This is a genomic window from Enterobacter huaxiensis (genome assembly GCF_003594935.2).
Taxonomy (GTDB): Bacteria; Pseudomonadota; Gammaproteobacteria; order Enterobacterales; family Enterobacteriaceae; genus Enterobacter; species Enterobacter huaxiensis.
This window is the reverse complement of sequence record NZ_CP043342.1, coordinates 1,853,209-1,877,506: the sequence shown is the minus strand read 5'-3', so window position 1 is coordinate 1,877,506 and position 24,298 is coordinate 1,853,209. Positions and strand designations below refer to the sequence as shown.

26 protein-coding genes and 3 tRNA genes are annotated in these 24,298 nt (G+C 54.8%); 12 read left to right on the top strand and 17 right to left on the bottom strand.

All coding sequences use genetic code 11. From position 1 onward, the window contains the following. Positions 1–54 precede the first annotated feature (54 nt). The gene (ftnA, locus tag D5067_RS08945) at positions 55–552 is read left to right on the top strand and encodes a non-heme ferritin (RefSeq protein WP_119937179.1); all 498 of its coding nucleotides are present in this window, start codon (positions 55–57) and stop codon (positions 550–552) included. Positions 553–589: 37 nt separating this feature from the next. On the opposite strand, the gene D5067_RS08940 is transcribed toward ftnA, so the two are convergent. Continuing rightward, complete coding sequence (locus D5067_RS08940; protein WP_119937178.1) at positions 590–829, bottom strand: YecH family metal-binding protein; 240 nt, start codon at positions 827–829, stop codon at positions 590–592. Positions 830–1,023: 194 nt separating this feature from the next. Between D5067_RS08940 and tyrP the strand changes: the two genes are divergently transcribed. Next, the gene (gene tyrP / locus D5067_RS08935) at positions 1,024–2,235 is read left to right on the top strand and encodes a tyrosine transporter TyrP (RefSeq protein ID WP_119937177.1); all 1,212 of its coding nucleotides are present in this window, start codon (positions 1,024–1,026) and stop codon (positions 2,233–2,235) included. A 32-nt stretch (positions 2,236–2,267) separates the two neighbouring features. Here tyrP and D5067_RS08930 read toward each other — a convergent pair whose 3' ends face one another. Further along, positions 2,268–2,936, bottom strand: coding sequence for a YecA/YgfB family protein (locus tag D5067_RS08930; protein WP_119937176.1), 669 nt, complete (start codon positions 2,934–2,936; stop codon positions 2,268–2,270). Positions 2,937–3,362: 426 nt separating this feature from the next. Here D5067_RS08930 and D5067_RS08925 point away from each other — a divergent pair, with 426 nt between their 5' ends. The 5 genes from D5067_RS08925 (at position 3,363) to D5067_RS08905 (ending at position 8,369) form a co-directional block, all read left to right on the top strand. Beyond that, on the top strand, positions 3,363–4,484 hold the full coding sequence (locus D5067_RS08925) for a branched-chain amino acid ABC transporter substrate-binding protein (RefSeq protein WP_119937175.1): 1,122 nt from the start codon (positions 3,363–3,365) through the stop codon (positions 4,482–4,484). 99 nt (positions 4,485–4,583) lie between these two features. Beyond that, positions 4,584–5,498 (top strand): ABC transporter permease subunit, encoded by a 915-nt coding sequence (locus D5067_RS08920; RefSeq protein ID WP_119937336.1) that lies wholly within the window; start codon positions 4,584–4,586, stop codon positions 5,496–5,498. 11 nt (positions 5,499–5,509) lie between these two features. Beyond that, a complete protein-coding gene (livM, locus tag D5067_RS08915; RefSeq protein ID WP_119937174.1) occupies positions 5,510–6,784 on the top strand; it encodes a high-affinity branched-chain amino acid ABC transporter permease LivM in 1,275 nt (424 codons plus the stop codon). Continuing rightward, a complete protein-coding gene (locus D5067_RS08910; RefSeq protein WP_119937173.1) occupies positions 6,781–7,656 on the top strand; it encodes an ATP-binding cassette domain-containing protein in 876 nt (291 codons plus the stop codon). The genes livM and D5067_RS08910 overlap by 4 nt, the downstream gene beginning before the upstream one ends. Continuing rightward, positions 7,653–8,369 carry an ABC transporter ATP-binding protein gene (locus D5067_RS08905; RefSeq protein ID WP_119937172.1) on the top strand — a complete coding sequence of 239 codons (717 nt, stop codon included), beginning with the start codon at positions 7,653–7,655 and terminating at the stop codon, positions 8,367–8,369. The genes D5067_RS08910 and D5067_RS08905 overlap by 4 nt, the downstream gene beginning before the upstream one ends. 50 nt (positions 8,370–8,419) lie before the next feature. Here D5067_RS08905 and D5067_RS08900 read toward each other — a convergent pair whose 3' ends face one another. The 7 genes from D5067_RS08900 to uvrY form a co-directional block, all read right to left on the bottom strand. Continuing rightward, positions 8,420–8,632: a hypothetical protein gene (locus D5067_RS08900; RefSeq protein ID WP_119937171.1), complete on the bottom strand. Its 213-nt coding sequence runs from the start codon at positions 8,630–8,632 to the stop codon at positions 8,420–8,422. 150 nt (positions 8,633–8,782) lie between these two features. After that, positions 8,783–8,869: transfer RNA gene (locus D5067_RS08895), tRNA-Leu, on the bottom strand. An 11-nt stretch (positions 8,870–8,880) separates the two neighbouring features. Then, positions 8,881–8,954 (bottom strand) — tRNA-Cys (locus D5067_RS08890). Between the two features lie 51 nt (positions 8,955–9,005). Then, positions 9,006–9,081, bottom strand: a tRNA-Gly gene (locus tag D5067_RS08885). A gap of 152 nt (positions 9,082–9,233) precedes the next feature. Beyond that, the gene (gene pgsA / locus D5067_RS08880; RefSeq protein WP_119937170.1) at positions 9,234–9,782 is read right to left on the bottom strand and encodes a CDP-diacylglycerol--glycerol-3-phosphate 3-phosphatidyltransferase; all 549 of its coding nucleotides are present in this window, start codon (positions 9,780–9,782) and stop codon (positions 9,234–9,236) included. A 56-nt stretch (positions 9,783–9,838) separates the two neighbouring features. Continuing rightward, complete coding sequence (uvrC, locus tag D5067_RS08875) at positions 9,839–11,671, bottom strand: excinuclease ABC subunit UvrC (RefSeq protein ID WP_119937169.1); 1,833 nt, start codon at positions 11,669–11,671, stop codon at positions 9,839–9,841. Next, entirely contained in the window at positions 11,668–12,324 is a 657-nt protein-coding gene (gene uvrY, locus D5067_RS08870; RefSeq protein WP_119937168.1) for a UvrY/SirA/GacA family response regulator transcription factor, read from the bottom strand. Before uvrY ends, uvrC begins: the two co-directional genes overlap by 4 nt. Before the next feature lie 466 nt (positions 12,325–12,790). Between uvrY and D5067_RS08865 the strand changes: the two genes are divergently transcribed. Then, positions 12,791–13,015, top strand: a complete 225-nt coding sequence (locus tag D5067_RS08865; protein ID WP_119937167.1) for a DUF2594 family protein — start codon at positions 12,791–12,793, stop codon at positions 13,013–13,015. 64 nt (positions 13,016–13,079) lie between these two features. Here the strand turns inward: D5067_RS08865 and sdiA are convergent, their stop codons facing one another. The 8 genes from sdiA to D5067_RS08825 form a co-directional block, all read right to left on the bottom strand. Continuing rightward, positions 13,080–13,802 (bottom strand): quorum-sensing transcriptional regulator SdiA, encoded by a 723-nt coding sequence (sdiA, locus tag D5067_RS08860; RefSeq protein WP_119937166.1) that lies wholly within the window; start codon positions 13,800–13,802, stop codon positions 13,080–13,082. 223 nt (positions 13,803–14,025) lie between these two features. Then, entirely contained in the window at positions 14,026–14,778 is a 753-nt protein-coding gene (gene tcyN, locus D5067_RS08855; protein ID WP_119937165.1) for an L-cystine ABC transporter ATP-binding protein TcyN, read from the bottom strand. Then, positions 14,775–15,443 (bottom strand): cystine ABC transporter permease, encoded by a 669-nt coding sequence (gene tcyL / locus D5067_RS08850; protein ID WP_119937164.1) that lies wholly within the window; start codon positions 15,441–15,443, stop codon positions 14,775–14,777. Before tcyL ends, tcyN begins: the two co-directional genes overlap by 4 nt. Positions 15,444–15,464: 21 nt before the next feature. Next, positions 15,465–16,451 carry a D-cysteine desulfhydrase gene (gene dcyD / locus D5067_RS08845; protein WP_119937163.1) on the bottom strand — a complete coding sequence of 329 codons (987 nt, stop codon included), beginning with the start codon at positions 16,449–16,451 and terminating at the stop codon, positions 15,465–15,467. Positions 16,452–16,558: 107 nt separating this feature from the next. After that, complete coding sequence (tcyJ, locus tag D5067_RS08840) at positions 16,559–17,359, bottom strand: cystine ABC transporter substrate-binding protein (RefSeq protein ID WP_119937162.1); 801 nt, start codon at positions 17,357–17,359, stop codon at positions 16,559–16,561. 86 nt (positions 17,360–17,445) lie between these two features. Continuing rightward, complete coding sequence (gene fliZ / locus D5067_RS08835; RefSeq protein WP_119937161.1) at positions 17,446–17,997, bottom strand: flagella biosynthesis regulatory protein FliZ; 552 nt, start codon at positions 17,995–17,997, stop codon at positions 17,446–17,448. A 54-nt stretch (positions 17,998–18,051) separates the two neighbouring features. After that, a complete protein-coding gene (locus tag D5067_RS08830) occupies positions 18,052–18,771 on the bottom strand; it encodes an RNA polymerase sigma factor FliA (protein ID WP_119937160.1) in 720 nt (239 codons plus the stop codon). A 162-nt stretch (positions 18,772–18,933) separates the two neighbouring features. Further along, entirely contained in the window at positions 18,934–20,199 is a 1,266-nt protein-coding gene (locus D5067_RS08825; RefSeq protein WP_119937159.1) for a FliC/FljB family flagellin, read from the bottom strand. Positions 20,200–20,468: 269 nt separating this feature from the next. Between D5067_RS08825 and fliD the strand changes: the two genes are divergently transcribed. The 4 genes from fliD to amyA all read left to right on the top strand — a co-directional run bounded on the left by fliD (position 20,469) and on the right by amyA (position 24,282). Beyond that, entirely contained in the window at positions 20,469–21,884 is a 1,416-nt protein-coding gene (gene fliD / locus D5067_RS08820) for a flagellar filament capping protein FliD (RefSeq protein WP_119937158.1), read from the top strand. Positions 21,885–21,914: 30 nt separating this feature from the next. Further along, complete coding sequence (gene fliS, locus D5067_RS08815) at positions 21,915–22,325, top strand: flagellar export chaperone FliS (RefSeq protein WP_119937157.1); 411 nt, start codon at positions 21,915–21,917, stop codon at positions 22,323–22,325. Then, positions 22,325–22,696 carry a flagella biosynthesis regulatory protein FliT gene (fliT, locus tag D5067_RS08810; protein ID WP_119937156.1) on the top strand — a complete coding sequence of 124 codons (372 nt, stop codon included), beginning with the start codon at positions 22,325–22,327 and terminating at the stop codon, positions 22,694–22,696. The genes fliS and fliT overlap by 1 nt, the downstream gene beginning before the upstream one ends. Positions 22,697–22,794: 98 nt before the next feature. Then, positions 22,795–24,282, top strand: a complete 1,488-nt coding sequence (gene amyA / locus D5067_RS08805) for an alpha-amylase (RefSeq protein ID WP_119937155.1) — start codon at positions 22,795–22,797, stop codon at positions 24,280–24,282. Positions 24,283–24,298: the final 16 nt, after the last annotated feature.

Genomic DNA, 24,298 nt, shown 5'->3' with positions numbered 1-24,298 from the left:
ACAAATTATAGTGACGCTCATCGTGAACCAGAAATAATAAACCGGAGCATCACCATGCTGAAAACTGAAATGATCGACAAGCTCAATGCGCAAATGAACCTAGAGCTTTTTTCATCCCTGCTTTACCAGCAGATGAGCGCATGGTGCAGCTACCATAGCTTTGAAGGGGCAGCCGCGTTTCTGCGTCGTCACGCTCAGGAAGAGATGACCCACATGCAGCGTCTGTTTGATTATCTGACGGATACCGGCAGCCTGCCGCGCATCGATACCGTTGCGTCTCCGGTCGCCGAGTACGGTTCGCTTGATGAACTGTTCCGTGCAACGTACGAGCACGAACAGCTTATTACCCAGAAAATTAACGAACTGGTGCATGCGGCCATGGTTGGTCAGGATTATCCAACCTTTAATTTCCTGCAGTGGTATGTTGCTGAGCAACACGAAGAAGAGAAGCTGTTTAAATCCGTGCTGGATAAATTATCGCTGGTCGGTAAATCAGGTGAAGGCCTGTACTTTATCGATAAAGAACTGGCTACCCTTGATACGCAGAATTAATCCCGAAACGGTGCTGTTACTACAGCACCGTTTTATTTTAGTGGCGGCAAATTTTACTTTCATGCGTGGAAAACCCCTCAGACACCGGAATAAATTTCCCGCGTGCCGCCAGAAATTTCACCAGCTCTGCCGCCGACATATCCTCAGCTGAGCAGGTATGAAATCGCGCCGTTTCGCCAAAACGCCTGTGAATCGCCTCGACCAGGCTCTGTTCCGAATAGTGCTCACCTGACTCAATCATCATATTGAGTACGTCGTGTCCGTGAATTGACATTATTTTCCCCTCTTCATCAGAAAGCGTCAGATTAACTGCTCGCCGCTGGCCATGCTTTGCGCTGGCGCAGGTTCATTTCGCCCACCGCTGTAAATTTATAGTTACACCTGTTGTAACGGTGATTTGACGAGATAACCCTTTTCCCTTACTCTGCGCCGCAGATTTGGTTGCGATTAAGAGTCGTTATAGAGGAAAGCGTGAAAAACAGAACCCTGGGAAGTATTTTTATCGTCGCCGGTACGACGATTGGCGCAGGAATGCTGGCCATGCCGTTGGCGGCCGCAGGCGTCGGTTTTAGCGTGACGCTGATGCTGTTGGGCGGACTTTGGGCCCTGATGTGTTATACCGCTCTGCTGTTACTGGAGGTTTACCAGCACGTTCCCGCCGATACCGGCTTAGGTTCGCTTGCTGCACGCTACCTGGGACGCTACGGCCAGTGGATCACCGGCTTTAGCATGATGTTCCTGATGTACGCCCTGACGGCAGCCTACATCAGCGGAGCCGGGGAGCTGATCGCCTCAAGCGTCAATGATGGGTTCGCATCCAACATATCCCCTGCGACCGGCGCTATCTTCTTTGCGCTCATCGGCGGCGGCGTGGTCTGCGTGGGGACATCTCTGGTCGATCTGTTTAACCGCTTTCTGTTCAGCGCCAAAATTCTCTTTTTGGTGGTGATGCTGGTTCTGCTGGCACCGCATGTTCACAAGGTAAACCTGCTGACGCTGCCGCTGGAAAAAGGGCTGGCGCTTTCCGCCATCCCGGTGATTTTCACCTCGTTCGGTTTCCACGGCAGCGTGCCGAGTATCGTCAGCTATATGAACGGCGATACCCGCAAGCTGCGCCGGATCTTTATCATCGGCAGCGCCATTCCGCTGATCGCCTATATTTTCTGGCAGCTGGTGACGCTGGGCAGCATCGATTCTTCAACCTTTATCGGCTTGATGGCCGCGCACTCCGGCCTGAACGGTTTCCTGATGGCGCTGCGTGAGGTGGTGACTTCTCCACACGTCGAACTGGCTGTGCATCTGTTCGCCGACCTGGCGCTGGCCACCTCGTTCCTCGGCGTGGCGCTCGGTCTGTTTGATTATCTCGCCGATCTGTTCCAGCGCCGCAATAGCGTAGCCGGGCGTTTACAGACGGGAGCCATCACCTTCCTGCCGCCGCTGGCTTTTGCGCTGTTTTATCCACGCGGCTTTGTGATGGCGCTGGGGTATGCGGGCGTGGCGTTATCCGTTCTTGCTCTGCTGTTGCCGTCCCTGCTGGCCTGGAAGAGCCGTCAACAGCACCCTCATCAAGGGTATCGCGTGGCGGGCGGAAAACCGCTGCTGTGTCTCGTCTTTGCCTGTGGGGTGGTGATTATTGTGGTGCAGTTCCTCATCGCAGCAGGGCTGCTGCCGGAAGTGGGGTAACAAAAAGGGGCTACGATTAGCCCCTTTCTTTATTAATGCAGGCAGCAGCTCTTGAACTTCTTCCCGCTGCCGCACGGGCAAGGATCGTTACGCCCGACCTTCGTGCCGTTTATTATCGGCTTTTGCGCTTCCAGCTGCTGCGGATTGGCAACCCAATAGTTATACAGACGCAGCGCCGCAGGCTGAATGCTCTCGATGCTGGCGGTGTATTCCTCTTCGGTCAGTTCATCCAGCTTCCCGCTGTTCTCTTCTGAGCCGTGCAGGGCAATCACGTCCAGATCCGCCTTCAGCGATTCCGGCAGCGTTGACCAGTCTGTCAGCGCCACGCCGCGCATGTAGCCATAGCACCACTCTTCAACCACGGTGAAACTTTGGCCGTCAACGTCGTTAAAGCCAAACATCGGCTCAAACTGATCCGGGTACTCGCTCAGGCGTTCAGCAATGTCGTTCATATGCTTAAAGCAGAGATCGATAAAACGGTTCATTTCACGATCGTTTTTCCAGCGCGGAATGTACTTCTCGCCGCCCCAAATCGCTACCAGCCAGGCGTCGGGTTCGACAACCCTCGGGCCGGAAAGCACTGCGGTAAGCATGCCGTCCAGTTCTGACACGTCAATCACGGACGCATCGTCATGACCGTAAGACATTAACGTCTCTTCCAGCCACTCCATTTCGCTTTCATTTAATGGGCCTTCAGTCATTGCTGACACTCCTGATAAAAAAGGAAAAGATCCTGGCATATATCGCCCCCCGTGCCTACCTGAAGTTTAAGCCTTTATTGCTGCGAAAACGTGCAAATCGTGACCGTTGCACAACTTATGGGCATTGGTGTTAACAAGATGTGATCTCCGCTGTAATTTCGCTGCGTCCCGCAAGGCGGCGTAAAACGGCACTCTATACTCATACAGACCGCAACCCGTTCACCGGGTTTACCATTCTGGCAACCATTTTGCTTACTTTTCTGCGCGCCTTACGGCGTCTGGAAACCTCGCCGTAATAAGCAGGACGTTGTCTGGCTCTCGTGCGTTTCGTGCATTTTGTTCTCGCTCTTGTTTTTGGATTGCCAATGCCATCAGGCGTTCGGGTATTTACCTGGTGCAAAAACCTCTTTGCTAAGGAACATAATAATGTCGCTGAAATTTATCAGAAGTCCCCTTTCTCTTGTGTTAGCAGGCTGCCTGGTGACGGCCTTTTCCGCCCAGGCCGATATAACGATCGGCGTCGCCGGGCCGTTCACCGGCCCGAATGCCACCTATGGCGATCAATACTGGCACGGGGCAACGCAGGCCGCCGAAGACATTAACGCCGCAGGCGGCATCAACGGTGAAAAAATCAAGCTGGTACAGGGTGACGATGCGTGTGAGCCCAAACAGGCCGTGGCCGTCGCTAACCGCCTGGTCGACCAGGACAAGGTGAAAGCCGTGGTCGGCCATTTCTGCTCCTCTTCCACCATGCCCGCCTCAGAGGTCTATAGCGATGCCGGGATCATTGCCATCACCCCCGGTTCAACCAACCCGCTCATCACCGAACGCGGCATGAGCGACATATTCCGCATGTGCGGCCGTGACGATCAGCAGGGCCAGGTCGCCAGCGATTTTATTATCGACAAGCTGAAAGCCAAACGCGTGGCGATCATCCACGATAAAGACACCTACGGACAGGGGCTGGCTGACGCCACCAAAGCCGCGCTGGCTAAACGCGGCGTTCAGGACGTGATGTACGAAGGGTTATCGCGCGGGGAGAAAGACTTTAACGCGCTGGTGACCAAAATTGGGGCGCAAAAACCGGACGTCGTCTTCTTCGGGGGCTGTCACCCTGAAGCGGGCCCGCTGGTCCGTCAGATGCGCGAGCAGGGCTTACAGGCGAAATTCTTCTCCGGTGACTGCATCGTCAACGAAGAGATGGTTACCGCCGCCGGGGGACCGCAGTACACCAAGGGTATTTACATGACCTTCGGGAAAGACCCGCGCCTGATCCCGGATGGCAAAGCCGTTATCGAAAAATTCCGCGCCGGTAAGTTCGAACCGGAAGGCTATACCCTGTACTCCTACGCCTCCGTTCAGGCCATTGCCGCAGCCTTCAAGGCCACAGGCGGTTCAGACTCTACCAAAGCCAGCGAGTGGCTGAAAGCCAATTCCGTGGATACGGTTATGGGTAAAAAAGCCTGGGACAGCAAGGGCGACCTGAAAGTCTCTGACTACGTGGTGTATCAGTGGGATGACAAAGGGAAATACAAGGAAGTGCAGTAACGGGAGGGAGTCACGCTCAACGTCGGCAGGTTTGCCTGCCGACGCCTGATATACATCAGGCTGCACGCAACGTGCGGCCCATAACACGAGCGCGCGATGATGAGCACATTCTTCCTGCAACAGTTAATCAACGGATTAACGCTGGGTTCGGTCTACGGATTAATCGCCATCGGCTACACCATGGTGTATGGCATCATTGGCATGATTAACTTCGCCCACGGCGAGGTGTATATGATTTCCGCCTATCTCTGCGCTATCGGGTTGGCGCTGCTGTCGTTCTTCGGCCTGGAGTCTTTTCCCCTGCTTATTCTCGGCACCCTGGCGTTCACCATTGTGGTGACGGGGGTTTACGGCTGGACCATCGAGCGCATCGCCTACAAACCGTTACGCAACTCCACGCGCCTGGCGCCGCTGATCTCGGCCATCGGCATGTCGCTTATCCTGCAAAACTACGCCCAGCTCAGCCAGGGACCGCGGCAGCAGGGTGTCCCCACCATGCTGGACGGCGTGCTCCGCTTTCACCTGGGTGATGGGTTTGTCCAGATCACCTACACCAAGGTATTCATCCTGATCGCCTCGTTCGCGGGCATGCTGTTGCTCACCTGGGTAATCAGCCACACCCGGCTGGGGCGCATGTGTCGCGCCGTGCAGCAGGATCGCAAAATGGCCTCCATTTTGGGGATCAACACCGACAGGATTATCTCACTGGTGTTTGTCATCGGCGCTGCCATGGCGGGGCTGGCGGGCGTACTGATCACCATGAACTACGGCACCTTTGATTTTTACGTCGGGTTTGTGATTGGCATCAAGGCCTTTACGGCGGCGGTGCTCGGCGGCATCGGCTCTCTGCCCGGCGCGATGCTCGGCGGGCTGATCCTGGGCGTCGCCGAGGCGCAATTTTCCGGCATGGTGAACTCCGACTATAAGGATGTGTTCTCGTTTGGGTTACTGGTCATGATCCTGATTTTTCGTCCTCAGGGGCTGCTGGGCCGCCCTGTCGTGGCTAAAGTGTGAAGGTGCAGACGATGACATCAGATGGTTTTTCCCTTAAGCGCTGCCTGCTGGATGCGCTGTTCTTCGGACTGGTGGCCCTGATTATTTTCGGCCCCATCGCGGGCGTGGTGCTGGACGGCTACAGCTTCAACTTTGAAGGCCAGCGGCTGGCGTGGCTTGTCGGCACCGTTATGCTGGGGCGTTTTCTGCTGAGCGCATTCCTAAGCACCGCGACCGGCGCGCGATTGCAGGCACGGTTTGACGCCGACAGCGCGGGCGTATACGTCCGGCCCCCGGAATACAAAAGCCGCATGCGCTGGATTATTCCCCTGATTATTGCGCTGGCGATCTGCTTCCCCTTCGTGGCCACAAAGTACGTGCTGACGGTCGCGATCCTTGGCCTGATCTACGTCCTGCTTGGTCTTGGGCTCAATATCGTGGTGGGGCTGGCAGGCCTGCTGGATCTCGGCTACGTCGCCTTCTATGCCATTGGTGCCTATGGCCTGGCGCTGGGGTATCAGTACCTGGGGCTGGGATTCTGGAGCATGCTGCCGCTGGCGGCTATTCTGGCCGCCGCCGCCGGTGCCCTGCTCGGCTTCCCGGTGCTGCGCATGCACGGGGATTACCTGGCGATTGTGACACTTGGGTTTGGGGAGATTATCCGCCTGGTGCTGAACAACTGGCTGTCGTTTACCGGCGGACCAAACGGCGTGTCTGCCCCACCGCCTACCTTCTTCGGGCTCGAGTTTGGCAGACGGGCAAAAGAAGGCGGCGTGCCTTTTCACGAGTTTTTCGGCCTGACCTACAACCCGAATATGAAATTCATCTTCATCTACGCGGTGCTGTTTCTGGTGGTGATGCTGGTGCTGTACATCAAACACCGGCTGACGAGAATGCCGATAGGCCGCGCGTGGGAAGCCCTGCGCGAAGATGAGATTGCCTGTCGCTCAATGGGTTTAAACCACGTGCTGGTTAAGCTCTCGGCATTTACTCTGGGCGCGTCCACGGCGGGCATTGCCGGGGTGTTTTTTGCCACCTATCAGGGTTTTGTGAACCCAACCTCGTTCACCTTTTTCGAATCCGCTCTGATTCTGGCCATTGTGGTGCTGGGCGGAATGGGCTCCACGCTGGGCGTGGTGCTGGCCGCCTTCGTGCTCACCGTAACGCCGGAACTTCTGCGCAGCTTTGCCGAGTACCGCGTGCTGCTGTTTGGCGTGCTGATGGTGGTGATGATGATCTGGCGCCCGCGCGGTTTGATCCGCATTAACCGCAGCGGGTTTGCCGTGCGTAAAGGAGTGGCGCCATGAGCGAAATAATACTCAGCGTTGAGCACCTGATGATGCATTTCGGCGGAATTAAAGCGCTCAATGACGTCAACCTTGACGTGCAGCGCGGAACCATTACCGCCCTGATTGGCCCCAACGGCGCCGGGAAAACGACCGTCTTCAACTGCCTGACCGGTTTCTACCGGGCGTCCGGTGGCACTATTTTATTTACTACGCGCAGTAAAACCACCAACGTCATTCAGGTGCTGGGGCAAAAATTCCAGCCGGGAGACTGGATCAATCCGGCTCAGTTCGGGCAGCGTCTGTTCTATAAAATGTTTGGTGGAACGCACCTGGTGAACCGCGCGGGTCTTGCGCGCACCTTCCAGAACATCCGCCTGTTTCGGGAGATGTCGGTGGTGGAGAACCTGCTGGTTGCGCAGCATATGCGCGTCAACCGCAATCTGCTTGCCGGGGTTCTGAACACGCCGGCCTATCGTCGGGCAGAAAGCGATGCGCTGGACAGGGCTTTCTACTGGCTGGAAGTGGTTGATTTGGTAGATTGCGCCAACCGTCTGGCGGGCGAGATGTCCTACGGACAGCAGCGGCGTCTGGAAATTGCCCGCGCGATGTGTACCGGCCCGGAGATGATCTGCCTTGATGAGCCCGCCGCCGGGCTGAACCCGGTTGAAACGCACAAGCTGAGCGGCATCATTCGCTTTCTGCGCGACCATCACGACATCACTGTGCTGCTGATTGAACACGATATGGGAATGGTAATGGAAATTTCAGACAACATTATTGTGCTCGACCACGGTGACGTTATCGCCAGGGGAAAACCGGAACAGATCCAGCATGACGAAAAGGTGATTGCTGCCTATCTGGGCACCGAAGAGAGCGAGGTTGGCCTATGAGCGAACCCCTGCTGGAGTTTCGGGAGGTGGACCTATTTTATGGCGCGATCCAGGCGCTGAAGCAGGTCTCTTTGCAGGTCAATAAGGGTGAAACCGTGGCGCTGATTGGGGCCAACGGCGCGGGCAAATCCACGCTTTTGATGTCCATCTTCGGTCAGCCCCGCATTCGACACGGGCAAATCCTCTTTTGCGGAGAGGACATCAGCCATAAATCCACCCACTACGTCGCCTCCGGCGGCATTGCGCAGGCACCCGAAGGGCGGCGGATCTTCCCGGACATGACGGTAGAAGAGAATCTGCTGATGGGCACGATCCCGATTGGCAACCGGTTCGCTGCAGACGATCTGCAAACCATGTTTGACCTCTTCCCGCGCCTTAAAGAGCGCCGCAAGCAGCGTGCCATGACCATGTCCGGCGGAGAGCAGCAGATGCTCGCGATTGCGCGAGCGTTAATGAGCCGCCCTAAGCTGCTGCTTCTGGACGAGCCTAGCCTGGGGCTGGCGCCGATTGTGGTGAAACAGATTTTTCAGACCCTGCGCGAGCTGGCCCGCAACGGCATGACAATTTTCCTGGTGGAGCAGAATGCGCATCATGCCCTGAAGCTCTCCGACCGCGGATACGTGATGGTTAATGGACAGATCCGCCTGAGCGGCAGCGGCGATGAGCTGCTGGGCGATCCTGAGGTCAGGAAGGCCTATTTGGGTGGGGTGTGAAGCTGCAAAAAGGAGAACCGCCCGAAGGCGGTTCGCAGAAGAGTATCGATTTAGTGATGGGTTAGCTGCCCATCGCTATGATGCGGGCCGATGCGCCCCGCTTCTTTAAGGATTTCCTCGATAAGTTCTTCAAGGCACTCTTTGCCATGATGATCGCAAACGAGGTGTACCTGACGGGAAATCTCTTCTGTCTCCATACCGTCGCACAGCGCGGCCTTCAGCATGACGGAGGCCCAGCGTTTCGCTTCAGAGTGATTTAGCATAACCCCTCCTGATGATGTTGCCCTTCTAAGCGTAGCTTAAAGCCCCGCTTAAAGCCGGATAATCTGTAAGGGTGAATTTCAGGCACAAAAAAACCACCTTTCGGTGGTTTCACGACACTGCTTATCATTGATTTTATTCTTTGTTTCCCATGGTAGCCGGAGTGGGACTTGAACCCACACAGCGCGAACGCCGAGGGATTTTAAATCCCTTGTGTCTACCGATTCCACCATCCGGCCAGGGAAGAAAGTGGAGGCGCGTTCCGGAGTCGAACCGGACTAGACGGATTTGCAATCCGCTACATAACCGCTTTGCTAACGCGCCTTAAATCTGTTGTCTTTCGACATACACCCGCAATTGCCGATGCATTTAATTTGGAGCGGGAAACGAGACTCGAACTCGCGACCCCGACCTTGGCAAGGTCGTGCTCTACCAACTGAGCTATTCCCGCATGTCATCAAGTTAACTTCTAACCACTTGATTTCATTATCGTCCGGCTAACTGTGCCGCCGTTCGATGCGTTGCATTCTACTGATATGACGTTATGAGTCAACGTTATTTTTTGCTTCCCAGGATCGTTTGCTGAAATTTACGGCGAAACGATCACTGTTCAAGCAAATCTCCGCGTGCAGCGTTTAAATACTGCAGCATTGACCACAGCGTCAGCACCGCCGCGACCCACAGCAGGCCGATCCCAGCCCATTCAACCCATGCGTTGGGGCGCCACAGCATCCAGACCAGCGACGCCATCTGCGCGGTGGTTTTTACTTTACCGATCCAGGAGACCGCCACGCTGCTGCGTTTACCCAGCTCCGCCATCCACTCGCGCAGGGCTGAAATAATGATTTCGCGACCGATCATCGTTGCGGCAGGCAGCGTAACCCACCAGGTGTGATAGTGCTCAGCCACCAGCACCATCGCGATCGCGACCATCACTTTATCCGCCACGGGATCGAGGAATGCACCAAAGCGCGTGCTCTGGTTCCAGCGGCGGGCAAGGTAGCCATCAAACCAGTCCGTTACGGCGGCGATCAGAAAAATCAGCGCACAGGCGAAGGGAGCCCAGACGACCGGCAGGTAAAATGCCAGTACAAAGAACGGGATAAGCACGACGCGAAAAAGAGTGAGCAACGTAGGGATATTAAATCGCATAATGACGGTAACTGTCTGTTGTCAGTAAAATTTAGCTCTATGTTGCTACAGAGCCCTCAATGTTTCAACGAGTAGTAGATCTTTTCTGCCAGCCCTTGCGAAATACCCGGCACTTTTGCAATTTCCTCCATGCTGGCATTGAGTAATCCTTGCAATCCGCCCATATACTTCAGCAGCATCTGACGTCGCTTTGGCCCAACGCCATCGATGGTCTCAAGCGTACTGGTGTTTTTGACCTTCGCCCGTTTTTTGCGGTGGCCGCCAATAGCATGATCGTGCGATTCATCGCGGATGTGCTGAATCACATGCAGCGCGGGGGAATCTGGCGGCAGGCTAAAGCCCTCCCCTTCGGGTTCGAAGAACAGCGTTTCCAGGCCTGCCTTGCGATCCGTACCTTTCGCTACACCTAACAACAGCGGGTGCCGTTTGTCCCACTCGACCTCGAGGGAGTCAAATACCGCCTTGGCCTGACCGAGCTGCCCTTTCCCGCCGTCGATGACGATGACGTCCGGGATTTTACTCTCTTCAATGGCCTTACCGTAGCGGCGGCGGAGAACCTGATTCATTGCCGCGTAGTCATCTCCCGGCGTGATGCCGGCAATGTTGTAGCGACGATACTCCGCGCGCACGGGACCATTGGCATCAAACACCACGCAGGAGGCAACGGTCTGCTCCCCCATCGTATGGCTGATGTCGAAACACTCCATACGTTTGACTTCAGGCAGCTTCAACAGCGTCGCCAGCGCGGCTAAACGCTGGTTAACGGTTGAGTGCTGGGAAAGTTTCGTCGTGAGCGCCGTCGCGGCATTGGTACGCGCCAGCTTCAGATAGCGCGCGCGATCGCCACGCGGTTTGGTCTGCACGTTAACCCGACGCCCCGCCAGCTCGGAAAGGGAGTCCGCCAGCAGCGTTTTATCGTCAAGATTAAAATCAAGCAGGATCTCAGACGGCAGCGTGCGCATCTGGCTTCCCTGTAGATAGAACTGGCCAACAAACGTCTCGACCACTTCGCCCAGCTCCGTGCCGCCCGGCACCTTGGGGAAGTAGCTGCGGCTGCCCAGCACTTTACCCTGGCGTATAAACAGCACGTGAACACAGGCAAGCCCGTTGTCGAAAGCAACGCCGATCACGTCCAGATCGTCACCGGTATTGGAGACAAACTGTTTCTCGGTCACGCGGCGCACGGCCTGGATTTGATCGCGGATACGCGCGGCCTCTTCAAATTCCAGCGCGCCGCTGGCTTTTTCCATCCGCGCGATAAGCTGCGTGAGAACCTGATCGTCCTTTCCGGCCAGGAACAGGCGAACATATTCCACCTGCTGGGCGTACTCATCTTCACTCACCAGACCGGCAACGCACGGCCCCAGACAGCGGCCAATCTGGTACTGCAGGCACGGGCGCGAGCGGTTACGGTAGACGCTGTTTTCGCACTGGCGAATCGGGAAGATTTTCTGCAGCAGCGCCAGCGTTTCTCGTACGGCATAGCCGTTAGGAAATGGGCCGAAATATTCACCTTTCGCATGCTTTGCGCCACGGTGCATCGCAAGGCGCGGGTGGGTATCGCCACTCAGGAAGATAAACGGATAGGACTTATCGTCGCGCAGCAGCACGTTATAGCGTGGCTGATACAGCTTGATGTAGTTATGTTCAAGCAGCAGCGCTTCCGTCTCCGTGTGGGTGACGGTGACATCAATATTCTGAATGAGTCCGACCAGTGCTTCGGTCTTACGGGAGGCAAGGTTGCTGCGAAAATAGCTGGAAAGGCGTTTTTTGAGATCCTTCGCCTTACCGACGTAGATAACCGTACCGCCAGCGTCATACATGCGATAGACGCCGGGCTGGCTGGTGACGGTTTTTAGAAATGCTTTTGAATCGAACGCTTCACTCACTGACTTATCAACGACTCCGCATTACACAGACCATGACGAATGGCCAGGTGAGTCAGTTCGACGTCACCGTGAATGTTTAGTTTACTGAACATACGATAGCGGTAGCTGTTCACCGTTTTCGGGCTGAGATTCAGCTGCTCAGAAATTTCATTCACCTTCTGGCCTTTAGTAATCATCAGCATAATCTGCAATTCGCGCTCGGACAAACTCGCAAACGGCGACTCGGCTTTGTCCGGTTCGATCTGGCTCAACGCCATCTGCTGGGCAATGTCCGATGCGATGTAGCGCTGTCCGGAGTACACAGAGCGGATAGCGTTGACAACTTCCTGCGGCGCGGCACCTTTACTGAGGTATCCGGCAGCGCCCGCCTGCATCACTTTGGCCGGCAGCGGATTTTCGGTATGAACGGTAAGCATGATGACTTTGGTATCAACAAAGGTACGGGCGATTTTACGCGTGGCTTCAAGCCCACCGATACCGGGCATGTTCATGTCCATCAGCACCACGTCTGCCGAGTTGGTACGACACCATTTAACGGCATCTTCACCACAGCACGCCTCACCGGCAACTTTAATACCCTTTATATCTTCAAGTATGCGACGTATCCCTGCGCGCACCAGTTCGTGGTCATCAACAAGAAGGACGTTGATCAAAGGAAATGTCTCCAGAATAGGGATAACGCTACTGACTGCTAATTTAGTTTATATTAACGGTTTTCCCCGCAAGTTTAAAACGTTAAAAAACCAGCTATTCGATTTCGGTCCCGTTTTTGGAAATTAGGCTGTACAGCACGTGGAAAGAAAACCTGCGTGGTTTGGGCATTTACGCCTATTTTTAAGCATCTGTATTCAAAAGGTTACAAAAACAGCGTGAGCCACATCCGCAAAAAACAGTTATTAACTTTTTGTAACAACGATTAACGATAAGCGAACCGGCGGTAAACATTTAATTGCTGATAGCGCGCTGAGAAGATTACTCAGGCCGGGTGTTTACGTAAATAAACACGATAAGGAAAAGTACAAAAAACAACCACTGCATTTTTTGCCGCAGCTTGTGGTATACTCCGCGGCCTTACTTTGACCGTCGCGCTCCAGCGCCGTTTTATAATGAGGAAAATAAATGAGCTCACCTGAATTCGCCACTGCGGAAAATAATCAAGAACTGGCGCAGGAAGTAAACTGCCTGAAGGCGCTGCTGACGCTCATGCTGCAGGCGATGGGCCAGGCCGATGCGGGTCGTGTGATCCTTAAAATGGAAAAACAAATCGCACAGATGGAAGATCGGGCTGAATCGGAAGTATTTGCCAATACGGTTAAGCAAATTAAACAAGCGTACCGTCAATAAAAAAAACGGCTGGATGCAGTGCATTCAGCCGTTGTCTTGTCTGGCACGCAGAACGTATTTGCAATCAGATAAGCCCTGTCGCTGCCGCATAGCACGCTATCTGCGTTTTGTTTGGCGCATTAAATTTTTTCTGCATATTCTTCTGATGGAAGTTAACCGTATTCTCCGATATCGAGAGAATGATGGCTATTTCGGCCGATGTTTTGCCTTCCGCGGTCCACTTCAGAATTTCCCGCTCACGCTTGCTGAATTTCATTTCTGGCGGCATCACCATGTCATGTTCAAAACGAAGCAGAGACATCAGCGCCATTTGTACCAGTATTTGCAGGCGCAGCTCAATTTCTTCGCTGCTTAATACGTTAACCCGCGCGCTAGTACGTGATACGGAAAGGAAGCCATGCGCATGATTAGGGAGCATCAGGCACTGCGTAATACCCGTACGCAAACCATGATCCCGCGCGCCGTCCCATAATTCCTGCGCTTCGGCGAATAAAGCGTCTGTCCAGGGCAAATGGCCCTGATTGAAATTCTCCGGTTTCAGCACGGGATCAATCGCGAAATAATTCTGTGACTGATATTGTGCCATCCACTCATGCGGATAAGTGGAATGCACGGAAGTCCTGGGCCGCGTAAAAGGCACAGGGTGACGCACGCACAGCGAGAAATAATCAAATTCGAGTGTCTGCGTCTGTCGCTGAAGTTCTTGATATACCTCGTCGGCGCAGGTCAATTCCTGAAACCGGAGGACGCATTCCCGTCGCCAGGTGAAAAAGTCTGAATCCCTCATACTTACTGAATGAAGCCCCTGATAAAGATAATCATTATTATGGTGAATATAACCTAACACATAAATCTTATTTATTAATACAAAATATCGGCAGGAGGGGGCTTATCTTTAGTTTTAATACGGTTAATCCGAGCGGTGCGGAATAAAAGAACAGTACAAAAGGCTGTGGGGGAGAATAATTTGCTCCAGAGGGAAAATCTGGAGCAAATTTAGAGCAAAAATGCTACTGCGTGAGGAATTTTTCGAGGAACTGGCGAGTACGCGGCTGCTGCGGGTGAGCAAACAGGCTCTTCGCTGGCCCCTGCTCCACTATTCGCCCCTGATCCATAAATATCGCGCGGTCAGCGACATCGCGCGCGAAGCTCATTTCGTGCGTCACAATGACCATCGTGCGCTTTTCCTGGGCCAGCTGACGAATGGTGTTCAGCACCTCGCCCACCAGCTCGGGATCGAGGGCCGAGGTCGGCTCATCGAACAGGATCACGTCCGGGCGCATCGCCAGCGCGCGGGCAATCGCCACGCGCTGCTGCTGCCCGCCCGACAGGCGACGCGGATAGCTGGTCTCCTTGCCCGCCAGCCCGACCTTCGCCAGCAGCTCGCGCGCGCGGGCTGTGGCCTCATCTTTTGGCTCACCCTTAACGATGACCGGTCCTTCAATAATGTTCTCCAGCACCGTGCGGTGTGGGAAAAGGTTGAAACTCTGGAAAACAAAACCCACGTGCTGGCGCAGACGGCGGATTAGCCCTTTCTGCTGACTCATGGATTTTCCGGTATCAATGGTGATATCCCCTACCCGGATCGTCCCGCCTTCAGGCTGTTCAAGCAGGTTGATACTGCGCAGAAGCGTGGTTTTCCCCGAACCGCTCGGCCCGATGATGGCCACCACCTCCCCCTGCTCCACCTCAAGATCGATCCCATGCAGTACCGTTTGACCGTGGAATTTTTTCACCAGGTTTTTGACGTCGATTGCACTCATTTCGGATCACGCTCCTGGCGGTTAAGCTGGTTTTCAAAGTAGTTTTGCAGCGCAGACAGCACCGTTGCCATGACCCAGTAAATAAGCGACGCCGCCAGATACATGGTAAAGACTTCAAGCGTACGCGAGGTGATGAGCTGCGCCTGGCGGAACAGCTCCGGCACCTGAATGGTCGCGGCGAGCGAGGTGTCTTTCACCAGGCTGATAAAACTGTTGCTGAGCGGCGGGAGCGCCACCCGCGCGGCCTGGGGAAGGATAGCCCGACGCAGAGTTTGCCACGGCGTCATGCCGATGCTTGCAGCGGCTTCCCACTGCCCCTTATCGATGGAGGAGATCGCCGCGCGCAGCGTTTCGGAGGTATATGCCGCCGTATTGAGCGAAAGGCCAATCATCGCCGCCGGGATCGGGTCCAGCTCGATGCCGAACTGCGGCAGGCCGTAGTAGATCATAAAGAGCTGCGCAATAAGCGGCGTACCGCGGAACACGGAAATGTAAAACCGCGCCAGCCAGCGTACCGGCAGCAGCGGCGACATGCGCATCAGGGCCAGCACAAACCCGAGCACCAGGCCGAAGAACATCCCGCCGATACTGAGCTGTAGCGTAAACACCGCCCCCTTCAGCAGGAAGGGCAGCGAATCAATAACCAGTTGAATACTCTCTTGCATTATTATTTTTCGACCTGATTTTTAGACGTGAGGATGATAGGCAAACAGCGCGGGTGCCCCACCGGTGTGAACGAACAGAATCGGCCCTTCATCCTTAAAGCGCTTTTGCGCGATACCGTCGATAAGCCCCGCCATCGCCTTTCCGGTGTAGACCGGATCCAGCAGGATCCCTTCCAGGCGCGCCAGCAGTTTCACCGCTTCCATCCCCTCATCGTTGGGGGTGCCGTAGCCCGGCGCAAAGTAATCATCCCAAAGCACAATTTCCGCCTTCGCCTGCAGTTCCAGCTGCTCCGCCACGGCCTGCTGTAACGTTACGACCTTTGGCTTTTGATCCGCGACGCTTCGGGAGACCGTTACGCCAATCAGTTCGGCTTCTGGCATCAGCTGTTCCAGACCCACCGCCAGCCCGGCATGGGTTCCGGCGCTCCCGGAGGCAACGACCACAGAAGAGAGATTCACCGCCCCTTCGCACTGCTGGGCGATTTCCAGCGCGCTTTCCACATAGCCCAGCGCGCCGAGGGCGTTAGATCCGCCAACCGGAATAACGTACGGACGAAAACCCTGCGCTTCAAGACGCGTGGCCAGCTCGCCGAGCTGAGCGGCCGGGTCGGTCAGGGCATCGACCATCTCGACCTGCACGTTGAAGAGGTCCAGCAGCAGGCGGTTACCGTTCGTCAGGTAGTTTTCAGCGCGCGTTCCGATAGGGTTCTCCAGCAGCGCAACGCAGTGCAGCCCCAGCTTAGCCGCTACCGCCGCCGTCTGGCGGACGTGGTTGGACTGAATTGCCCCTGCGGTGATCAGCGTATCCGCCCCCTCGCGCAGGGCATCGGCCGCCAGAAACGCCAGCTTGCGCAGCTTGTTTCCGCCCATTGCCATTGGCGTCACGTCGTCACGCTTAATAAAGATATCGCGCCCTACATAGTCCGAAAAGCGTGGCAGATACTCCAGCGGCGTGGGGGCGCCGATAAACTCGAGGCGGGGAAAGCGCGTTAAATTTTGCAGTGGCATGGGATCTCCGGTAACTCATACTCGTTTGATATTTTTCATTATGCACGCAGACGCGTAAGAAATAAAAAAGGCGCTTTTAAAAGCGCCTTTTTTTGTCAGTCAGAGACTTATTTGGTGACGTCTGCCCCGAACCACTTCTCGGAAAGCGCCTTCAGGCTACCGTCTTTCTGCATGTCCGCAATGGCCGCGTCGATGGCTTTCACCAGGTCTTCGTTGCCTTTACGTACCGCCACGCCAGCTTCCTGACGGGAGAACGCATCACCCGCTACGGCCAGGGTGTCGTTGGTTTTCTTCACCAGATCCAGCGCCGCCAGACGGTCAACCAGGATAGCGTCGATACGGCCCACGCGCAGATCCTGATATTTGGTCGGGTCGTCGTCATAGGTACGGATGTCCACGCCCTGAACGTTCTGGCGCAGCCACTCTTCATAGTTGGTGCCCAGACCCACGCCGACTTTCTTGCCTTTCAGATCGGCAGCGGTTTTGATGGTGCCTTCGTTGCCTTTCTTCACCAGGGCCTGAATGCCGGACACGGTGTACGGCGTGGAGAAGTCATACTTCTTCTTACGCTCGTCAGAAATGGTCACCTGGTTGATCACCACGTCGATACGTTTGGAGTCCAGCGACGCCAGCATACCGTCCCATTTGGTAGGCTTGAGAGAGGCTTTCACGCCGAGGTGTTTTGCCAGCTCTTCAGCAAACTCAACTTCAAACCCGGTCAGTTTACCGTCATCGCCCTGGAAGCTGAACGGAGGATAAGTCCCTTCCAGCCCCACCAGCAGCGTGCCGCGCTCTTTGACTTTATTCAGCAGGTTTTCTGCCGCGAACGTTTTCACGCTCATGCCCGCAACTAGCGCAACGGCCATTACACCCATCAGCGCCTGACGACCCAGAAGTGCTAATTTCATAAATACCCCGATACAGTGGAATTTTTGAGTAGTGTAGAGAAATCGTCTGCAACGTCAAAGGCGACTGCGCTACATCTTATTCATTTTTAATATATATCAGAAGTTGTCTCGGCGTGGACTTTCTGCTTCATCGCGCCGGGCATTTGTACCTTGTATTGCGCATACTTGCGCAGGGCAATACGGTAGTTGTTGGTGCTGGTGGCGGGCAGCCACGGCTCCAGATTCTCATCCAGATAGCCGGTCTTGAGCAGATCGCGAGAAATGTTGTTCACGGTCAGGTGCTGGCCCAGGCGACGCAGGCGCACCACGTACTCGCGCACGGTACCGTGGCTCATCTCGGTCTGCTCAAACAGGAACTGCTTGAAGCCGATAATGTCGAAGAAGTCGCTTTGCTCTTTGCAATGGAGATCGCCACAGAAACGGCAAAGCGCCACCCACTCTTTTTGCTCTTCGGACCATGCTGATTCATCCATCAAGGTATCGAGGCGGGATATCGCAATCTTATTCACGATTTCACCGCGACGAACCAGCGTGATGCGGTCGAGTAATTTATTACAGTGGGCGCAATGCGTCTGGCTGTGTTTAAAGTCTTTCAGGTAGCGGCTTAAAGGCCGTCTTTTAGATTGCTGCACCGTCATGATAACTCCTGGTTGTCAATACGTTGTGCGGCATTTTTCAGGTGAATCAATCACCTATAACTTACCCAGCTTGGTTCGTAAGCGTTTGATGGCCTGGCTGTGCAGCTGGCTAACCCGCGACTCCCCCACTTCCAGCACGGCGCCAATCTCTTTGAGATTGAGTTCTTCCTGGTAATAGAGGGTCAACACCAGCTGTTCGCGTTCTGGTAAAGCTTCAATCGCTTCCATTACGCGCTGGCGTAAATTACCTTCCAGTAAATGGTGTAACGGGTTTTCCTGCTGGTGCTCATCCGTCACCAGCTCGATGCTATCGCCATGCTCTTCGCGCCACTCGTCATAAGAGAAGAGTTGGCTATTATTGGTATCGAGCAACATCTGGCGATACTCTTCAACAGCGATACCAAGACGTTCCGCCACTTCTGTTTCCGTCGCGTTGCGTCCCAGCTCCTGTTCCAGCTGCCCCATCGCATGCGCCACTTCGCGCGCGTTGCGGCGAACACTGCGCGGAACCCAGTCCCGGCTGCGCAGCTCGTCCAGCATCGCCCCACGAATACGCTGAACTGCGTAAGTCGTAAATGCCGTTCCTTGCAGAGCGTCGTATCGGTCAACTGCATTTAATAACCCGATACCGCCCGCCTGTAGCAGATCGTCCAGTTCCACGCTCGCCGGCAGCCGCACCTGGAGGCGCAATGCTTCGTGACGCACCAGCGGGACATAACGCTGCCACAGCGAGTGTTTATCCATTACACCATCAGCGGTATAGAGTGAATTCACGATAAACAGCCCTGCGTTAATTGAGTTATCGGCATGATTATCCGATTCTGGAGGGCATTCAATTGGGTGAATAGTGGGTGAAATGAGGGGTTATTTGGGGGGTTATGCAAATAGCGCTAAATAAAAACCCCGCCGAAGCGGGGTTTAAGCATTGTCAGGCGATTAGCCCTGCAGCAGAGACAGAACCTGCTGAGGAACCTGGTTAGCTTTGGACAGCACGGAGTTACCGGCCTGCTGGATGATCTGCGCTTTAGACATATTTGACACTTCGGTCGCATAGTCGGCGTCCTGAATACGGGACTGCGCTTCAGACAGGTTGGTGGTGGTGTTGTTCAGGTTGGTTACAGCAGAGCTCAGACGGTTCTGAACCGCACCCAGAGAAGAACGGAATTTATCAACAGATGCGATAGCTTTGTCCAGCAGAGCCAGTGGATCTGCAGTAGACACGCCTTTGAACTCGCCAGCTGCGTTCAGGGTTACAGTCTGTGCGTCGTTCAGAGTACCGCCAGCGCCGCCATCAGCGATAGCAGTGCCAGCCAGGGAGTAGTTTTTACCCTGTACTTCAGCATAACCAGCTGCAGCGCCAGCAGCGTCCGCACCAACTTTAACGGCAACGCCAGTCAGAGTACCGGTACCACCGTTAGCATCGGTGTAGGTAATATCTGCGGTGTTCAGTTTGATGGAGCCAGTCGCATCATCGACAGACACAGCGTAGTTGTCAGAACCAGAAGAAACTACGTAGTTAGCGGTAGATCCGCCCGCTGGAGTCTGCACGTTATGCAGAGTCAGGCTCTTCGCGTCAACGCCCAGAGTCGTTGCAACTGCGCTCAGGTCAACGTCTTTCAGTGCACCGCTCGCGCCAACCTGAGTGATAGAGTCGCTCAGTTTCAGTGCGTTGTTAGAAACAGAGAAGCCGTTCAGACCCAGAGTAGAAGAGTCGATCTGCTGCAGGTCGATGGAGATGGTCTGGCCGTCGTTTGCGCCAACCTGAATCTTCATGGAACCGTCTTTCGCCAGCACGTTCACGCCGTTGAACTGAGTCTGACCAGATACGCGGTCAATTTCAGACAGACGGGATTTGATTTCGTCCTGGATTGAAGACAGGTCAGAATCGGAGTTAGTACCGGTAGTTGCCTGAACGGTCAGTTCACGAACACGCTGCAGGTTGTTGTTGATTTCAGACAGTGCGCCTTCAGTGGTCTGCGCCAGAGAGATACCGTCGTTTGCGTTACGTGCAGCCTGAGTCAGACCTTTGATGTTAGAGGTGAAGCGGTTAGCGATAGCCTGGCCCGCAGCGTCATCTTTAGCGCTGTTGATACGCAGACCGGAAGACAGACGCTCGATAGAAGAAGACAGAGCAGACTGGTTCTTGTTGATGTTGTTCTGAGTGATCAGCGAGAGGCTGTTGGTATTAATGACTTGTGCCATGATTTCGTTTCCTGTTGTTCATCAAATCTGTTTGGTTAGATTTGGGTTTCCACCCTTCGGCTTCATCGCCGTCAAAGGTGTTATCGTCTGGTCCAAAACAACCTTTAGATTTTTTTTCAGGATCTCGATTATTTTTTTACCCACGGAAATACTCTTCTCTATTAGCCTTATTCCCGCCATTAAAAAAAAGAAATTAACCGTAAACTTTCCCCCATCAAAGCCGATAACCCCAGTATTCGTTCTACGTGTCGATAGATTAAGGAATAAACATGGCAAGTATTTCATCATTGGGGATCGGTTCGGGTCTTAAATTAGCAGACATTCTGGACAGTCTGACGACCGCCGAAAAAGCGCAGCTGACGCCGATCACCAAACAACAGACATCTTATACCGCCAAGCTTAGCGCTTACGGCACGTTGAAGAGTTCGCTGGAAGCGTTTCAGACCGCCAACACCGCGCTGAACAAAGCCGACCTGTTTACCTCAACCAGCACGGCAAGCACCACCACCGCGTTTAGCGCCACCACTACCGGCAGCGCGATTGCAGGTAAATACACCATTAGCGTGTCTCAGCTGGCGCAGGCGCAGACGCTGACCACCAAAAATAGCCAGCCGGATAGCAAAACCGCTATCGCGACGTCTGACAGCAAAATCACCTTTACCGCAGGCAACGGTAAAGATCCGGTGACGGTGGATATCAGCGCGGCAAACTCTTCGCTGACCGGCATTCGCGACGCAATTAACAAAGCCGATGCCGGCGTGACCGCCAGTATTATTAACGTCGGCAACGGTCAGTATCGTCTGTCCGTGACCTCCACCGAGACCGGTGCGGATAACGCGGTAAGCATCAGCGTCAGCGGTGACAGCGCCCTGCAATCCTTCATGGGTTACAACGGCACCAGCACCGATGCCAGCAACGGCATGACCCAGAGCGTGAACGCGCAGAACGCCATGCTGAAGGTGAACAACGTTGATATCGAAAACAGCAGCAACACCATCAGCGACGCGCTGGAAGATATCACGCTGAACCTGAACGACGTCACCTCCGGCAACCAGACGCTGACGATCACTAAAGATACGTCAAAAGCTGAAACGGCAATGAAAGCCTGGGTGGATGCCTACAACACCCTGCAGGACAGCTTTGCAACGCTGACCAAATATACGGCGGTGGATGCAGGTACAGACGCACAGGACTCCAGCAACGGCGCCCTGCTCGGCGACAGCACGCTGCGTACCATCCAGACTCAGCTGAAAACCATGCTGAGCAACACCGTCGGCGGAACCGCGTACAAAACGCTGTCGCAGATCGGTATCACGACCGATCCAAGCTCCGGCAAGCTTGAGCTGGACAGCACTAAATTAGAAAAAGCGCTGGCCGATAACTCCGCTGCCGTGAAGGATTTAGTGGTAGGCGACGGTAAAACTACCGGCATCACCACCTCCATGGCCACTAACCTGACCGACTGGCTGTCCAGCAAAGGCATCATTCAGGCGGCCAAAGATGGCGTCAGCAAAACGCTGAACAACCTGACGGATCAGTACAACGCCACAAGCGAGCGTATCGACGCACGCGTCGCACAGTACAAAGCCCAGTTTACCCAGCTGGACGTGCTGATGACCTCGCTGAACAACACCAGCAGCTACCTGACGCAGCAGTTCGAAAACACTTCGTCCAGCAGCAAATAGTAAACCCTAATCAGACCCGAGGGGGATAACATGTACGGCGCAAAAGGCACGCAGGCCTACGCAAAAATAGAAGTTGAAAGCGCGGTGATGAGCGCCAGCCAGCAGCAGCTGGTTATCATGCTATTTGATGGAGCCCTCAGCGCGCTGGTACGCGCGCGTCTGTTCCTGGGGGACGGCAATATTCCCGCGAAGGGGCTGGCGCTGTCAAAAGCCATCAACATTATTGAGAACGGGCTGAAGGTTGGCCTGGTGGAAGATAATAATGACGAGCTTACGCAAAACCTGATTGCCCTTTATGCCTATATGGTACGTCGACTCCTGCACGCCAACGTGAATAACGACGCCAGCGCCATCGAAGAGGTGGAGAACTTGCTGCGCAATATCGCTGACGGGTGGAAGGAGGTTGCCGGTACGCCACAACTGATGCAGGACGCCGTCTAATGAGTAATGCACCGCAGCTCTATACCCTCTATCACCAGCTTCTTGAGCAGAGCCAGTTGATGTTGCGACTGGCTCACCAGGGCTTATGGGACGATCTCATCACCTGTGAAACCGATTATGTCAACGCGGTGCACTCGCTGGCTCGTCTTACGCAGGAGTCGGAACCCTCTGCACAAATGCAGGAACAGCTTCGACCCACACTGCGTGTGATACTCGATAATGAAAGTCAGGTGAAAGTCCTGCTGCAGGCCAGAATGAATGAGCTGGCCAAAATGGTGGGACAGTCCTCCATCCAGAAAACCGTTCTTTCCACCTACAGCAACCAGGGTGGTCATGTCCTGGTTCCGCAAAGTAATAGCGACATCAATTAGCCACTTAGCTGGCGAACGAGCGATTCCCGCTTCGTTCGCCAGGCATTTCTGCAAAACCTGCTCCATACTTGAGTTTCGCGACCTCATGGAGATGGTGCATGCGCAATCCAACCTTACTGCAGTGCTTTCACTGGTATTACCCGACTGGCGGTGAATTATGGCAAGAAGTCACGGCCCTAGCCCCCAACCTGAATGAAATCGGCATCAATATGGTCTGGCTGCCGCCGGCCTACAAAGGGGCGTCGGGCGGTTATTCGGTCGGGTACGACTCTTACGACCTGTTCGATCTCGGTGAATTCGATCAAAAAGGCAGCGTCGCCACGAAATACGGGGATAAGGCTCAGCTGCTGGAAGCCATCGACGCGTTAAAAAGCAACCAAATCGCGGTGCTGCTCGACGTGGTGGTTAACCACAAAATGGGGGCAGATGAGAAAGAGCCCGTCCGCGTGCAGCGCGTCAACGAGCAGGACCGAACGCAAATTGATGATGAGATCATCGAGTGTGAAGCCTGGACCCGCTACACCTTCCCCGCTCGCGCGGGACAGTATTCGCAGTTCATCTGGGATTACAAATGCTTCAGCGGGATCGACCACATCGAAAATCCCGACGAGGACAGCATCTTTAAAATCGTCAACGACTACACCGGCGAAGGCTGGAACGACCAGGTCGATGATGAAATGGGCAATTTTGATTACCTGATGGGCGAGAATATCGACTTTCGCAACCATGCGGTGACGGAAGAGATCAAATACTGGGCGCGCTGGGTGATGGAACAAACGCGGTGCGACGGTTTTCGTCTGGATGCGGTAAAACACATTCCGGCATGGTTTTACAAGGAGTGGATTGAACACGTGCAGGAAGTGGCAGAACAGCCGCTGTTTGTCGTAGCAGAGTACTGGTCGCACGAAGTGGATAAACTGCAAAACTACATCGATCAGGTCGAGGGCAAAACCATGCTCTTCGATGCACCGCTGCAGATGAAATTCCATGAAGCCTCGCGTCAGGGCCGCGACTACGACATGAGCCAGATTTTCACCGGCACGCTGGTGGAGGCGGATCCGTTCCATGCGGTGACGCTGGTGGCGAACCATGACACTCAGCCCCTGCAGGCGCTTGAAGCCCCGGTGGAAGCCTGGTTTAAACCGCTCGCCTATGCGTTAATTCTGCTGCGCGAAAACGGCGTGCCGAGCGTCTTTTATCCCGACCTCTTCGGCGCCAGCTACGATGATACCGGCGGCGACGGCGAGACCTACCATATCGATATGCCCGTTATCGAACAGCTCCACGAGCTGATACTGGCCCGCCAGCGCTTCGCCCACGGCGTACAGACGCTCTTCTTCGACCATCCGAACTGCATTGCGTTTAGCCGCAGCGGTACCGATGAAGCGCCCGGCTGCGTCGTGGTGCTGTCGAACGGTGACGCCGGGGAGAAAGTGATTTGTCTTGGCCAGAACTACGGCAATAAAACCTGGCGTGATTTCCTGGGAAACCGCGAGGAGACGGTCACCACGGCGGCGGACGGTGAAGGGACCTTCTTCTGCAACGGAGGGAGCGTGAGCGTGTGGGTGATTGAAGACGTGCTTTAAAGAGATGCCGGGTGGC

Bases quoted from the DNA above. Each gene is read 5' to 3' on its own strand.
- fliZ (WP_119937161.1), bottom strand. From the start codon at position 17,997: ATGACGGTGCAGCAATCTAAAAGACGGCCTTTAAGCCGCTACCTGAAA.
- D5067_RS08910 (WP_119937173.1), top strand. From the start codon at position 6,781: ATGAGCGAAATAATACTCAGCGTTGAGCACCTGATGATGCATTTCGGC.
- fliT (WP_119937156.1), top strand. From the start codon at position 22,325: ATGAGTAATGCACCGCAGCTCTATACCCTCTATCACCAGCTTCTTGAG.
- D5067_RS08930 (WP_119937176.1), bottom strand. From the start codon at position 2,936: ATGACTGAAGGCCCATTAAATGAAAGCGAAATGGAGTGGCTGGAAGAG.
- ftnA (WP_119937179.1), top strand. From the start codon at position 55: ATGCTGAAAACTGAAATGATCGACAAGCTCAATGCGCAAATGAACCTA.
- D5067_RS08920 (WP_119937336.1), top strand. From the start codon at position 4,584: ATGAGCACATTCTTCCTGCAACAGTTAATCAACGGATTAACGCTGGGT.
- tcyJ (WP_119937162.1), bottom strand. From the start codon at position 17,359: ATGAAATTAGCACTTCTGGGTCGTCAGGCGCTGATGGGTGTAATGGCC.
- amyA (WP_119937155.1), top strand. From the start codon at position 22,795: ATGCGCAATCCAACCTTACTGCAGTGCTTTCACTGGTATTACCCGACT.
- tcyL (WP_119937164.1), bottom strand. From the start codon at position 15,443: ATGCAAGAGAGTATTCAACTGGTTATTGATTCGCTGCCCTTCCTGCTG.
- livM (WP_119937174.1), top strand. From the start codon at position 5,510: ATGACATCAGATGGTTTTTCCCTTAAGCGCTGCCTGCTGGATGCGCTG.
- fliS (WP_119937157.1), top strand. From the start codon at position 21,915: ATGTACGGCGCAAAAGGCACGCAGGCCTACGCAAAAATAGAAGTTGAA.
- sdiA (WP_119937166.1), bottom strand. From the start codon at position 13,802: ATGAGGGATTCAGACTTTTTCACCTGGCGACGGGAATGCGTCCTCCGG.
- D5067_RS08865 (WP_119937167.1), top strand. From the start codon at position 12,791: ATGAGCTCACCTGAATTCGCCACTGCGGAAAATAATCAAGAACTGGCG.
- D5067_RS08925 (WP_119937175.1), top strand. From the start codon at position 3,363: ATGTCGCTGAAATTTATCAGAAGTCCCCTTTCTCTTGTGTTAGCAGGC.
- tcyN (WP_119937165.1), bottom strand. From the start codon at position 14,778: ATGAGTGCAATCGACGTCAAAAACCTGGTGAAAAAATTCCACGGTCAA.
- D5067_RS08905 (WP_119937172.1), top strand. From the start codon at position 7,653: ATGAGCGAACCCCTGCTGGAGTTTCGGGAGGTGGACCTATTTTATGGC.
- pgsA (WP_119937170.1), bottom strand. From the start codon at position 9,782: ATGCGATTTAATATCCCTACGTTGCTCACTCTTTTTCGCGTCGTGCTT.
- dcyD (WP_119937163.1), bottom strand. From the start codon at position 16,451: ATGCCACTGCAAAATTTAACGCGCTTTCCCCGCCTCGAGTTTATCGGC.
- fliD (WP_119937158.1), top strand. From the start codon at position 20,469: ATGGCAAGTATTTCATCATTGGGGATCGGTTCGGGTCTTAAATTAGCA.
- D5067_RS08825 (WP_119937159.1), bottom strand. From the start codon at position 20,199: ATGGCACAAGTCATTAATACCAACAGCCTCTCGCTGATCACTCAGAAC.
- D5067_RS08900 (WP_119937171.1), bottom strand. From the start codon at position 8,632: ATGCTAAATCACTCTGAAGCGAAACGCTGGGCCTCCGTCATGCTGAAG.